General features: G+C 49.9%; 10 protein-coding genes. 1 reads left to right on the top strand and 9 read right to left on the bottom strand.

Going from position 1 to position 12,859, the window contains the following annotated elements; translation table 11 throughout:
* Positions 1 to 53: 53 nt before the first annotated feature.
* On the bottom strand, positions 54 to 812 hold the full coding sequence (locus tag C7B65_RS19200; protein WP_073074330.1) for a biliverdin-producing heme oxygenase: 759 nt from the start codon (positions 810 to 812) through the stop codon (positions 54 to 56).
* Positions 813 to 823: 11 nt separating this feature from the next.
* Positions 824 to 1,900 carry a magnesium-protoporphyrin IX monomethyl ester (oxidative) cyclase gene (acsF, locus tag C7B65_RS19195; protein WP_073074329.1) on the bottom strand — a complete coding sequence of 359 codons (1,077 nt, stop codon included), beginning with the start codon at positions 1,898 to 1,900 and terminating at the stop codon, positions 824 to 826.
* Positions 1,901 to 2,157: 257 nt separating this feature from the next.
* Here acsF and C7B65_RS19190 point away from each other — a divergent pair, with 257 nt between their 5' ends.
* Positions 2,158 to 2,514, top strand: coding sequence for a winged helix-turn-helix transcriptional regulator (locus C7B65_RS19190; RefSeq protein ID WP_073074328.1), 357 nt, complete (start codon positions 2,158 to 2,160; stop codon positions 2,512 to 2,514).
* 139 nt (positions 2,515 to 2,653) lie between these two features.
* On the opposite strand, the gene C7B65_RS19185 is transcribed toward C7B65_RS19190, so the two are convergent.
* From C7B65_RS19185 to C7B65_RS19155, 7 genes are all read right to left on the bottom strand, one after another.
* A complete protein-coding gene (locus C7B65_RS19185; protein ID WP_073074355.1) occupies positions 2,654 to 3,214 on the bottom strand; it encodes an NUDIX domain-containing protein in 561 nt (186 codons plus the stop codon).
* 1 nt (position 3,215) lies between these two features.
* Positions 3,216 to 4,226, bottom strand: a complete 1,011-nt coding sequence (gene cysK, locus C7B65_RS19180) for a cysteine synthase A (protein WP_073074327.1) — start codon at positions 4,224 to 4,226, stop codon at positions 3,216 to 3,218.
* Between the two features lie 19 nt (positions 4,227 to 4,245).
* Positions 4,246 to 6,954 (bottom strand): cyclic nucleotide-binding domain-containing protein, encoded by a 2,709-nt coding sequence (locus C7B65_RS19175; protein ID WP_083583125.1) that lies wholly within the window; start codon positions 6,952 to 6,954, stop codon positions 4,246 to 4,248.
* A gap of 107 nt (positions 6,955 to 7,061) precedes the next feature.
* A complete protein-coding gene (locus tag C7B65_RS27975; RefSeq protein WP_073074326.1) occupies positions 7,062 to 7,295 on the bottom strand; it encodes a hypothetical protein in 234 nt (77 codons plus the stop codon).
* 84 nt (positions 7,296 to 7,379) lie between these two features.
* On the bottom strand, positions 7,380 to 8,057 hold the full coding sequence (locus C7B65_RS19165; RefSeq protein WP_073074325.1) for a DsbA family oxidoreductase: 678 nt from the start codon (positions 8,055 to 8,057) through the stop codon (positions 7,380 to 7,382).
* Positions 8,058 to 8,131: 74 nt separating this feature from the next.
* The gene (locus C7B65_RS19160) at positions 8,132 to 11,479 is read right to left on the bottom strand and encodes an efflux RND transporter permease subunit (RefSeq protein WP_223257452.1); all 3,348 of its coding nucleotides are present in this window, start codon (positions 11,477 to 11,479) and stop codon (positions 8,132 to 8,134) included.
* A gap of 12 nt (positions 11,480 to 11,491) precedes the next feature.
* Positions 11,492 to 12,853 (bottom strand): efflux RND transporter periplasmic adaptor subunit, encoded by a 1,362-nt coding sequence (locus tag C7B65_RS19155; RefSeq protein WP_073074324.1) that lies wholly within the window; start codon positions 12,851 to 12,853, stop codon positions 11,492 to 11,494.
* Between the last annotated feature and the right edge of the window lie 6 nt (positions 12,854 to 12,859).

Raw genomic sequence — 12,859 nt, 5'->3', positions numbered from 1 at the left:
GCGGATGACAAAGACATAGAAGGGTACGATGACGATGAGAAAACGCCCTCTCCCTAAATGCTGTACTCCACGACAACAGATTCTTTGGAAGAACCATGCGGCGATCGCTCGGTTGCACCAGGAATATCCTGACGGGTGAGCAACTCAAACACATGATCACCAATCAATGCCTTCACATCGCCTTCTAAGTCATGCATGACATCCCGGTTAAGATGAAACGCATAATTTGCCTCGTCCACAATGCGCTGAATTTCTGCCTCATCCAGTGGCAAGGCGTTCAATGCATCCCGATAGATCTCTTTAAACGCACGCTTTGCCTCTACCGTGGGCAGTTGCTCAAATTCATGCAAAGCGGTTCCCTGATCGGGCGGCAATTTCAACGCCGAACGCACAATATTTTTCAATGCCTGCCCACCAGAGAGATCACCCATATAACGGGTATAGGCATGGGCGATCAGAAGGATCGGATCGGTGTTGGCGACTTCGTGAATGCGATCGACATAAACCTGACCCGCAGGTAAAGGAGCAATTTGCTCACGCCAGTTGTCGCCGTAATAAAATGCCAGATCTTGCTCTAAATTGGCGGTGCGATTGAGTTGAGGAAAGAGGATGGGAGCGATCGCGGGATGATTGCGATGGCATTCTAGCTCTGCTTCCAACGCGCCGTAGACCAAATACAGATTTGCCAGTAGCTTGCGGAAGGGTTCCCGTTCTACAATTCCTTTCAAAAAGCACTTCATAAATGCCGTATTTTCAGCAGCGGTATGGGAATGTTGGGTGCCTTCGCGAAGGCATGTTGATAGATTGCTCATGGTAAGATATCCTAATTGACTGCGGTTCTGGAAGTTTCAGCGTTAATCGAGGGTAGTAAGTAAAGGCGCAGCAACTGCCAGACAATTACAGCGATCCAGGGTAATTTCTGACAAAATTGGATCACGGTAGGGCGCTGGTTACTAGAGATTGCCGCCAACGTTTGACTGGCGATCGCACATTTCTCCAACCGGGGGAAGAATTCTGGATGGTAGGTATCTAAAATACTGGGAAATGCCCGTTTGGCTGTTTCATTGGTGTTATCAATCACCTGTTGATTGTATTCATGTGAATCAATACCAATCGATTCATAAAACGAGGAACGCTCCAATACTGTCAGGGTGTGGGTAGCAAACACGGTCAGCAAGAAAAAGCGAGACCAGAATCTTGCCTTCCAGTTATTCCAGAGTTTGGGCTGCGATCGCAACAATACCTTGAAGAAATCTCCATGCCGATTTTCGTCTTGACACCAATTCTCGAAGTAGCGAAACAGGGGATAAATTTGATGCTCTGGATGCTGTTGCAGATGGCGATAGACGAGAATATAGCGCCAGTAGCCAATCTTTTCAGACAGATAAACGGTGTAGATGACCCACTCCGGCGGGAAGAAGGTGTAGGGACGATTTTTCGTTAAGTAGCCTAGATCCAGAGACAACCCAAAATCCGCCATCGCCTTATTCAAGAAGCCAGCATGACGCGCTTCATCCCGTGCCAGGAGGCTAAAAGCTTCAGACAATACCGGATTGCGCCCCTTCAGTTTGCGGGAGAGTTCTTTAAATAATAGAAAGCCCGAAAATTCTGAGGTGCAGGAGCGCTCTAAAAAGTCAATAAACGCCTTTCGTGTGTCGCCATCAATATGATTCCAGCATTGCTCAAACTCTTCATTACGGACAAAATGATAGCGGTTATAGTCTGCTCGCAGTTCTGCCAAAATTGCTTCTAATTCTGCCTGTTGACCAGACAGATCCATTTGAGCAATGGCATCAAAATTAGTGGTGTAAAAGCGCGGGGTTAATAGGGTTTCTTGGACAGGTGCCTTGATACCGGCTCGAAGACCTGTCGCCTCAGGTATCGCAATGGAATTAACCATAGAAGAAAGGTGTGGTGATTTGTGACTGAACCCACCTTCCCTGAATTGACGATCGTTCACAAGTCAGTTACCAACGCTATCTCATAGTTACCGAGCGTAAAGCATTAGAATAAATACCAGGAGTTGCGCCATTTCTAAAGAAATATTGAAATTCTAATTTTACAGGTCAGAAAAACGTTACAAGCGTTTTAGAGGTTCAGCCCAGATTGAGATCGCGCAGTTATCTACTCCTGGGAAGTCCATTGTGAGCGGAGTTTATGCTAGATCTCAGCCAGTGTTCAGAGATTAAATGCCCGATTCAATTTGTGGTAGATTTATTAGACAATAAGTGGTCAGTTTTGGTTCTGAGAGAGCTGTTTGGTGGCGATCGACGCACCCATGAATTATTAGCGGCACTCCCTGGCATCAGTACCAAAACCCTAACTCAACGCCTGCGTGAGTTGGAAGCTCAAGGGTTAGTTGAGCGTCGGGTTTATGCGGAGATTCCGCCCCGTGTCGAATATTCCCTCACGTCTAAAGGGCATCAAATTCAACCTGTGATGGTCGCTCTACATCAAGTGGGATCGCAGTGGCTGGAACAGGAGAGTTGTGTTTGTCCCCTGATACGGGGTTAACCAATCAGTTTTGGATGATCAAGGCAATCTGTTCTCGCATGGGCGGATGTACTAAACTGCGCCAATTTGGGAATTGAAGTCATCCATGAACGCAATGCTTACAACTTCTCGTTGGATTTTGCGCCTGGTAAAGCCCACCCTACTGAAAATTGCTGTATTTGAAGTTTAACCACCATTCCAAAAATACAGCACGGCATTGTACACAAGTGAGGTTCTGAAGTAAATCTTGGACTTCTGCTAAAGTTACTGAATAAGTAACTGCAACTAATTCAGAGCGTAGTTTTGTGTTGTCAATGTGCGCCACAAAACCATACAGTTTCTGATTGGAAAAGGAACTGTTCACTGCCCAACCTTGGGTGTTTAAGGGAATTAATTGAGTGATATTCGCTGCTTCAATCCCTAATTCTCGCTTTAAGGTTGCGATCGCTGCCTGTGCAAGCGTCTGTCCCTCTGACACTCGACCACCCGGAAAATCCAACGTTACCTGCCCAACGCCAGGACGATAGCTTGGAGGCGGAAGCAAAATTTGACCGTCCTGAATCGGCAAAACAATCACGGAATCTGCCTTCTCAATCCGCCAGTATGCTAGGATTTCCCCCTGATGGTCTTGTAGGTGTTCGCCAATCAAGGTCATCCAACGCGAATGCAGTTCCAGGAATCGATCGTGAACCTGCCAGATTTGTTCAGAATCAGACGACATTTCATCCATGACTTAATGCAGTGGAAGGCGGTTGTAAAGCGTTCTCTGTACTGATTTCGTGCCACATGGCTGTACTGAGATAGCGTTCTCCTGCACTGGGTTGAATGATCACAATCCGTTGATCCTGGTAGTGCGGTTCCTGCGGAGTTGCGCTTTGCGCTAATCGCTGCCCGATGTGTAACCCCGCATAAACCGCTGCACCCGTTGAAATACCGCTCATGATGCCTTCTACTTGCGCTAATTGTCGCCCCGTCTCGTAAGCCTGCGCTTCGGTAACGGTGACAATTTCATCAATCAAATCCACTCGCAAGACATCCGGTATAAACCCTGCGCCAATGCCTTGTAAGTTATGTTCACCCGCAGGCTTGCCACTCAGCACGGCACTGTTGGCGGGTTCGACGGCAACAATCTGGAGGTTAGGATTTTGCTGTTTAAGATAGCGTCCAGCGCCAGTGAGAGTACCGCCCGTCCCCACGCCTAATACTAATGCAGCGAGTTGGCCATCGGTATCCTGCCAAATTTCGGGTCCAGTGGTGTCGTAATGGATTTTGGGATTGGCAGGATTGCTGAACTGATGGGGTGAAAAGGCGTGGGGCAGTGTGGTGAGCAGCTGATTGGCGTGGGCGATCGCCCCTTGCATATCGTCTGCGGCGGGAGTCAAGATGATCTCTGCTCCATACGCTTGCACAATTTCCCGTCGTTCCTGGCTCATATTGTCTGGCATCGTCAGAATCAGGCGATAGCCCTTGGCGGCACACACCATCGCTAAACCAATGCCAGTATTCCCAGAGGTTGCCTCCACGATCGTCGAAATTCCGGGTTGAATCAGCCCCGACCGTTCCGCTTCGAGCATCATGCTGACAGCGATCCGATCTTTTACAGACTTAGCCGGATTCATGCCTTCTAGCTTCAGCACAATTTCGGCAACACAGCCAAACTGCTGAGGCAACCGTTGCAGCTTGATGAGCGGTGTGTGACCCGTGATTTCAGCAATGTCCTTATAAATATTCATAAAGTAAATTGAGAATCCCTCAAATAATGAGCCAGAAACTCGTCACCGTCAGTCCGGCAATTAACAGCAAATGAGGCAGATTGCTGAGCAAGGTGCGTTGGGTAATGCGTAAAAGCGGATAGACACTAAAAATCAGAGCGGAGAGCAGCGTGACTCCCTGAAGAAAAGCGGCAACATCCGCACTCCAGGTGAGCGTCGGTAAGCCCGTGCCGCTAGAGCCAAGGGTTCGCGCCAAAACAGGCAAAATTTGACCTGCTTCTGTGACCGCTGCTGGGATATAGTGTGCCAGGTTGGCTGCCAGGGTAAAGGGCAGATAGGCATAGATGACGGTGAGATAGGTGGGTTGTTCGGGATCAAGCAGTCGAGCGATCGCATGAGTGCCATAGGTCAGCACTGCCGGAATAGTCAGGAGCGCTAGGGCGATCGCTGCACTGGTCAGTAAATGATCCGCATCAATGGGAATATCGTGGAAGCCCAGCCAGCCTAAAAGCCGCTGGGCATGGTGCATAAACACCCCACCAAACAGCAGCAAGAGGAGCGCGACTTCCGCCCAAAAGCCTCGGTGATTGTCCAGCAAGTCTGATGTGGGAAACCGTAGGTTTAACTGCGCTGAGCGATTGGGGCAGGCTTTGAGGCAGGTCATACACAGCACACAGTCCCGGTTGTCCGTCAATTGGGCGGGATGAGAGTAGAGCGGACAGCCGCCCGTTGCCTGTCCTTCAGTAGGCAGGGCATCGGCAAAGGTAACGGGGGTGGCGCTACTGCCTTTATAGCAACCAAAAGTGCTGCACTGACTGCCACACACCTGTTGAGTCGATCGCAACTCTACCATTGCCAGCTTGGCAAACATTCCGTTCATCCCGCCGATCGGGCAGAGATAGCGACACCAAAGCCTGCGCTCATAAATCAGGCTAAAAATCACCGCTCCGGCTGTAATCGTCAAGAGCAACCAGGCAGAAAGCACCGCATGGTGCGGTAAGTCCCACAGCTTCTCCCACAAATAAATGGCTAAAAAGCCACCAAACAAGATCCAGGCTCCCCAGCGATTTAACCATTGGGTATTCCAGGTGAGTTGCTGGCGCGGAAACAGCCAGAGGGAAAAACGGCGAAGCCATTCTACCGTGATCATGAAGGGGCAAACGGCACACCAGAGCCGACCGACAAAAACGAAGAGAAACAGATAACCGGGCCACCACCACGCCCAAAAAAGATTGAGCGTCACACTGCTATCTCGTGCTTGGGGACCCATGAACCCAGCGATCGTGACGGGCACAAAAAATGCCATCATTACAAACCAGATGCCCTCTGGATACCAGCGACTCAGCAACACTTCCCGTAGCCAGGGTACATGGGTGAGCAGATCCACCCGGAAAGCGTTCTTCGCAGACTGCACCGACCAGAGGGCTTGTTCTGCAATCACGGACTGCCCTAGTGGGGTCATGATCACCGCCCGATGCAAAATTTCTGCCAGTTCTGTAAGGTTGCCAGGATAGTCATAGCTAAGCAAGCGACGCAGATCCGACTGATCCAGGTCTAGCAGGGGACGGTTTTGTGCCTGACAGAACTGGGCTAAGAAGTAACGGGCAAAGGCTGGAATATCTGCCTTGCGCTGGGGCAAGCTAAACAGCTTGATGGAAATTGCGTCTACCGCTGGCAATTGTAGTTTGTCTGGAGCGGCAAGGATTAAGCGAACCCAGGACTGAACAGGCTGGGGAGGCTCGGTGGTCAGCGTGTGAGAACCACTCAGCCCATGATTTGGCAAAATGCCACCCGTTTGGCAGTAGTGGGTGAGGCGATCGCAATCTCCCGCGCCCAACACCTGGACATTATTCAGCAATAGCGTTCCCCGCTCCAACAGTACGAGGATGCCCGCTTGTCCGCCGACTCTGCCAAATAAAGAATCAGTATTGAGCCTACCATCCTCCGATCGAGGCAACCTGGCACAATCTAGCTCCGCAAACGGTTGGTCTGCGAGTCCAGAACGGGCATGAATCAGCCCTGCCAGAAAGGTTTTTCCAGTTCCAGGTTGAGCTTGAAACAAAACAGGTTTTAGAGTGGCGGCGGCTTGATCAACTTGTTCCACTAGCTTTTGACTGGCTTTGCTGTCGCCCAGTATTTCCCCCGTTGGAACCGCTTGAATATAGGACTGTAAGCCTTGAATCCGGTGCTGTTCTTGAGCAATGCGGGCACTGAAGGCGTTTAAGTCTTGCGCTAACAGGGCATTGAACAGATGTTCAAGCTCGATATACTGCTGCATTAACTGATGAAACTGAGCCTGGGGCAAAAACCAGATTTCGCTGGCAGTGAGGGCGATCGCCTGCGTCTGGTGCCTGCCGTTTTCGGGGGTTGCCATCAGTGATGCATAGCCGAATAGCTCTCCAGCACTGCGATAGCGAATCAAAGATTTGCCAATCGAGGCGAGCCGCCAAATCTCGACTGCGCCCCACTTCAGCAGGTACAGTCCAATATTGTCTTGCCCTTCCTGGTAAATCAGCGTTTGAGGTTCAACGCGAAAGCAATATAAGGACTGGGCGATCGCTTGCAATGCCTCTGCTGGCAATTGTCCCCAAAGCCGATGAAAACTTAACCAATGCCGACACTCTTCAACAGCCTTGTCATCAGCGGTCACAGCACTAGCGGTATCTGCGTCCCAGGGCAAGGGCTGATCGGTCGCAGTCAGCCTGGAATAAGTTTGGACAGAGGCTGTAGAAGTTGTTCCAGAATTCATACACCTGTTGCAGCGAACTGCATGATGAAAGGGAGTGGAAAGGCGAGAAAGTGGGAGGTGAGCTATCTAGTATTCCACTATTTCATTATCTCACCCTCACATTTCCCCTACTGTTCTAACGACGGTTTGACAGCAAGCACTTGCACAACCGCACTGTGTCCCCGACGAAACTGACCTTCCTGGATTTCTCGCTCCAACTGCATCCGAGAGAGTGCAACGGTGTTCGATAATGAAATCTGTCGGCACATAACCATGAATGACTGCCCGATCGCAATGCCAATCACTACATAGAGCCATACCGATCGCACAATTTCGCTTGCTATTGATTGAATACGATACAAGACCTAACGAAAAAGGTACGAGTTCAGCGCTATCGACTTTACCTATCAATGGTTAACTTGATGGCGATCGCCCAATCTTCCTCCCTAGCACCAGGATTGTTCATCAGGTGGATTGTGTAGTAACTCGCGAATATTGGCTTCGATGACTCGATAGCCCACATTGCCGTTAAGTCTCTGCCGTCCTTCATTAAAAATTAGGGTGGGGCTGACCGTCACTGTATGCTCTTTGACCAACTCAAAATCCTTCGATAGCAAAGCATACGCCTCACCGCTATCAATCTGCTCTTGGATGGCGGCGATCGGGAGTCCTAGCTCTTCTGCAAGTTCAAGTTGCACCTTGCGATCGGAAACATTCGCCAGTTTGGTAAAAAACGCTTCCCGAAACGCCCAAATTGCTTTTTCAGAAACTTGCTCTGATTTTGGGACAATGCCCTTGATTTCCAGTAATTGAATTGCATGCAGGAACAAATGGCAAGAAGTGGACGAGGGTGGGATCACATTAGTCCAGATATCGGGATGAACAGTGATGTGATCAAACTTTTTAACGACTTCGTGAATGTGGTCGCTATAACCTTTGAAGCCGCCCTTATCACGCCAGCTATTTTCTAACTTTTCACGGGCATTGCCAAAGACAGGGACAAAGTGTGGCGCGATCGCAATCTTGTCTTGAAAGGTTGTTCTCAACTCATCCAGGCGAATTTGGGCGATATAGGCCCAGACGCAAAGAACATCGGAAAAGTAGGAAATGTGAATGGGTTCCATCAGGTTTTGAGGGGAGGAGGGTGGAAGGATGAGTGGGAAGAGGGGATGTGATGACAAAAGGGTGAGAAGTCCCATCATCCCGTCATCCCATCACTCGTTATTTCGACAATAGGTTGATTTACGCCAGCGTAAGTATCGTTCGGATTGCCTTTGCGATCGCGCCAGAGTTTGTAATAGAGAATGGGCACCGCCGATCGCGACAGTAACAACGATGCGACTTCCCCTGCCATCAGCGAGATGGCTAATCCCTGAAAGATTGGGTCAGTGAGGATAATGGCTGATCCCACCACTACGGCAGCAGCAGTAAGCAGCATGGGACGGAATCGGACAGCGCCCGCATCGATCACGGCTTCTTCTAAGGGCATTCCTTCTTTCAGTCGTAACTCAATAAAGTCTACGAGGATAATCGAGTTGCGTACCACAATCCCCGCTCCAGCAATGAAACCAATCATTGAGGTTGCCGTGAAGAAGGAACCCATTAACCAATGGGCAGGCATAATGCCGATCAGCGAAAAAGGAATGGCCGCCATGATTACGAGGGGGGTGGTAAATGATTGGAACCAGCCCACTACCAAAGCATAAATCAGTACCAACACCACCGCAAAAGCAAGACCGAGATCGCGGAAGACTTCGTAGGTGACTTGCCATTCGCCATCCCACTTGATCGCATAAGTTTCAGTGGTTGGGGGTTGTTCTGTCAGGTAGGTCTGAACCTTGGTGCCAGTGGTCGGAACGAGCTTATCGATCTGGGGTTGTAGGTTGAGCATGGCATAGACCGCACTTTCTACTCTGCCGGAAACATCACCCAGGATATAGACAACGGGCTGCAAGTTTTTATGATAAATACTGGTATCTGCTGTAGTCGTTTCCGTTTTCACCAAGGCACTCAAAGGGACTAAATTACCATTGGCTCCTTTGAGGTTGAGGGCTTTTAGATCATCCAGGCTGGTACGGCTCGATTGACTAAAGCGCAGATTAATCGCCACATCCTCACGCGCATTTTCATCATGCAGAAGCCCGACATTCTGCCCTGATAAAGCCATTTGCAAGACCTCTGAAATTTGGGTGGGGCTGATGCCGTTCAAGGCGGCTTTCTCGCGATCGATGACCAAGCGATAATCGGTCTGCGGTGCTTCCACATACCAGTCCACATCGACGACCCCATCGGTTGACTGATACAACTGGCGAATTTTTGTGGCGAGGTCAATCTGTCCTTGATAGTTGGGACCATACACTTCAGTGACCAGGGTTTGCAGCACTGGAGGTCCAGGGGGAATTTCAGCCACTTGAATCCGGGCACTGTAGCGATCGCCAATTTCTTTCAGCTTCGGACGAATGGCTTTGGCAATGTCGTGGCTCTGACGTTTACGTTCTCCTTTTGGCAAAAAGTTCACCTGAAGATCGGCAACATTGGTGCCCGATCGCAAAAAGTAATGTCGCACTAACCCATTAAAATTGTAGGGAGAAGACGTACCGACATAACTTTGATAGTGAATCACTTCCGGTACAGTAGCGAGGTATTGCCCCATTTCTTTTGTCGCTCTGGCGGTCTGTTCCAGTGTCGTACCTTCCGGCATATTCACCACTACTTGCAATTCGCTTTTATTGTCAAACGGTAGCATCTTGAGAATCATCAGCTTAAAGCCTGCCAGCCCGCCGATAATGAGAACCAGAGCTAACACCGTTGTCACCAGAAAAGCCGTTCCCCGGCGAGGATAATGGATCAGTGGAACCATAAACCGACGATACAGCTTACTGAGCGCATCCTCTCCGTGAGCATGAGCAGCATGGCTGGCTCCACTGAACACCCGCATCGTTGTCCAAGGCACCACAATGAATGCTACCAGGGCTGAAAAGATCATGGCAGCAGAGGCACCGAGCGGAATTGGCAGCATATAAGGACCCATCAAGCCGCCCACAAACGCCATAGGCAGGATCGCTGCAATGACCGCCAAGGTTGCCAGCATGGTGGGATTACCAACCTCATCCACCGCTTCTAAGACAATCTGTTGCAGGGTGCGCCGACGATTGGTAGACAGTTGCAAGCGTGTTTTATTTTCGGGTAATTGCAGATGGCGACCCACATTTTCCACGACCACGATCGCATCATCCACCAGAATGCCAATCGAGAAAATCAGCGCAAAGAAGGTGACTCGATTCAGCGTGAAGTCATAAAAAACAAAACTAGCAAGGGTGAGTGACAAGGTAACGGGAATCGAGACTGCCACCACTATTGCCTCTTTTTTGCCCATCACAAACCACATGAGGAGCGTCACAGAACCAACCGCGATTAGCATATGAAACAGGAGTTCATTCGATCGCTCTGCGGCGGTCTCACCATAGTCCCGTGTGACGGTCAGATTGACATTATTTGGAATATAGTTGCGTTTAATTTGATCGAGTTTATGCAGCACATGATGCGAGACTTGAATCGCATTGGCTCCAGAGCGTTTGGCGATCGCGATCGTGACGGCTTCGGCTTCTCCAGTAGACTGCTCTGGTATGCTCTGATGCGTTTCGGTTTGCTTTCCCTGTCCAAAGAACACATAGCTGGCAGGTTCTTCTGAACCATCGGTGACGGTTGCCACATCGCGCAGATACACAGGTTGATTATTGGCAACCGCAACTACTAATCCTTTCGCATCTTCTGCCGATCGCATAAAGCTCTGGGTTCTGACCAGAAACGATTGATTATTCTGGTTGAAGGCACCGCTGGCAAGTTCAGTGTTTTGAGCCTGCAAGGCTTTTGAGATCTCTAGGGGTGTTAAGCCATACGCATTCAGCCTTGTTGGATCGAGGTCTACTCGCAGTTGTCGCTTTTGTCCACCGATAATCGTCGTTTCGGAAACATCCGGCACTTGCTTGATTTGTTCATCTAACTGAGCTGCAATTTGCCGTAATTCGGCTCCAGTGCTTTGCTCACCCCATAAAGTCAAAGTCAAAATTGGGACATCATCAATTGACCTCGACTTAATCAATGGTTGTGAGACACCCGGTGGAATCTTGTCAAAGTTGGCATAGAGCTTGTTGTAAAGCTGCACCACAGAATCTTCTGTGTTTTGTCCCACCAGAAAGCGCACAATCACCAGGGATGAACCGGGACGTGAGGTGGAGTAAACATATTCCACACCGGGAAGTTCTTTGATCAACTTTTCCATCGGTGCAGTAACACGCTGTTCCACATCTTTGGCAGAGGCTCCTGGCATTTGCACGAACACATCAGCCATCGGTACAGTAATTTGCGGTTCTTCTTCCCGTGGCAAAATCAGGATCGCTCCAATCCCTAACAGTAATGACACCAAGATGATCAGAGGTGTCAGTTTGGAGTCGATGAATTTTTGGGCTAAGTGACCCACAAAGCCCAATTTGTGAGGATGAGAGGATAGGGATTGATGCCCATTCTTCGGTTCGTTCTGCATCATTTCTTCACCCTTCTATTCCCGAAATGCGATCGACTGTCCATCGCTGAGTTGCCCAATGTTGCTGGTAATGATGCGATCGCCCGTCATCAATCCCGACACAATCTCTACCTGCCCATCACGTTGTTGTCCTGTTTTTACCCAACGCAAAACAGCCGTCGATTGAGATCCCCTCGTTTCTGCCACATACGCCCCTTGCAATTGCCCCCGTTGAATCAGGGCATTCGTGGGGATGAGAATAGTTTCTTGTTTGCCACTGACTGGTAAGGCAATACGACCGAACATCCCAGAAATGAGGTGACCAGAATTATTTAAGGGAATCTTGACCAGGAAACTCCGAGAGTTGGCATCTGCGGCTGGCACAATTTGCTGAATGGTTCCCTTTAAGGTTTGATTGGCAGCCTCTACCTGTACTTTGACGGGTTGACCGACGCGCACAAACCGTAAGTTCTCTTCGGGTACAGCGATCTCCAGTTGTAGTCTGTCTGGATTTTCAACTTTCAGTAATACCGTTCCAGGAGCTGCCATTTCTCCTTCGTAGGCAAGTTTCTGCACCACCACCCCATCAAAGGGAGCGATCACGGTTCCGTAGCTTTCACCTATCGAAGCTGAGGTTACACCGGATTTTGCCTGGTTCACTGCTGCCTGAGATTGACTAATCGCCGCCTGAGATTGACTAATCGCCGCTTGTGCTTGTCGAATCCCGGCATCTGCCTGTGCAACCTTCGCCTTTGCCTGCGCTAGAGTTGTATTGGACTGATCGAGACGGTCTTGGGAAACTGCCCCTTCTGCCCGAAGTTTTGACATCCGGCTTTGATCAATTCTCGCCATTTGTAGTGCTGCTTGAGCTTCAATTTTCTGCGACTCGTATTGGTTGAGCATTGCCTGAGTACGAGATAAGTCGGCTTGTCTCTGAGCGACTGTAGACTGTGCCTGAGCCACACCCGACTGTGCCTGACTGGTTTGAGCCGTCATATCCGTCACATCAATGCGGGCAAGGATATCTCCCTTGCGGAAGCGATCGCCCGATTCCAACGACAACTGGGTAATCCGTCCCATTACCCGTGTTGACAGAGTTGCTTGGTCAGCCGGGCGAATTGTACCCGAGAGGTTTAGGGTATTGGCGATCGGTTGAGCGCGAATGGTTAACGTTTCAACGGTCGTTGCTGGAGCTAGCGTGGTCTCTGGTGCATGGGTCGAACGGGTGAGTTGCAGGATGCTCCAGGTTCCCCCCGCCAGAAGCAATGCACCTCCCAACAGCAGTCCCAATCCCTTCTGAGACAGCTTTGGTACAGGAGGTCGTTTGGGCTTCAAGGCTCCAGCCGTTGTTTCATCGAGTGATTCATTCAGCGAGTCATTTGAGGTGGTATGCGTCATTGTTTT

This window comes from Phormidesmis priestleyi ULC007 (assembly GCF_003003695.1).
Taxonomy (GTDB): Bacteria; Cyanobacteriota; Cyanobacteriia; order Leptolyngbyales; family Leptolyngbyaceae; genus Phormidesmis_A; species Phormidesmis_A priestleyi_A.
Note: the sequence above shows the minus strand (reverse complement) of the source record. Positions and strands in the feature narration are given on the sequence as shown.

Bases quoted from the DNA above. Each gene is read 5' to 3' on its own strand.
- C7B65_RS19200 (WP_073074330.1), bottom strand. From the start codon at position 812: ATGAGCAATCTATCAACATGCCTTCGCGAAGGCACCCAACATTCCCAT.
- acsF (WP_073074329.1), bottom strand. From the start codon at position 1,900: ATGGTTAATTCCATTGCGATACCTGAGGCGACAGGTCTTCGAGCCGGT.
- C7B65_RS19190 (WP_073074328.1), top strand. From the start codon at position 2,158: ATGCTAGATCTCAGCCAGTGTTCAGAGATTAAATGCCCGATTCAATTT.
- C7B65_RS19185 (WP_073074355.1), bottom strand. From the start codon at position 3,214: ATGTCGTCTGATTCTGAACAAATCTGGCAGGTTCACGATCGATTCCTG.
- cysK (WP_073074327.1), bottom strand. From the start codon at position 4,226: ATGAATATTTATAAGGACATTGCTGAAATCACGGGTCACACACCGCTC.
- C7B65_RS19175 (WP_083583125.1), bottom strand. From the start codon at position 6,954: ATGAATTCTGGAACAACTTCTACAGCCTCTGTCCAAACTTATTCCAGG.
- C7B65_RS19165 (WP_073074325.1), bottom strand. From the start codon at position 8,057: ATGGAACCCATTCACATTTCCTACTTTTCCGATGTTCTTTGCGTCTGG.
- C7B65_RS19160 (WP_223257452.1), bottom strand. From the start codon at position 11,479: ATGATGCAGAACGAACCGAAGAATGGGCATCAATCCCTATCCTCTCAT.
- C7B65_RS19155 (WP_073074324.1), bottom strand. From the start codon at position 12,853: ATGACGCATACCACCTCAAATGACTCGCTGAATGAATCACTCGATGAA.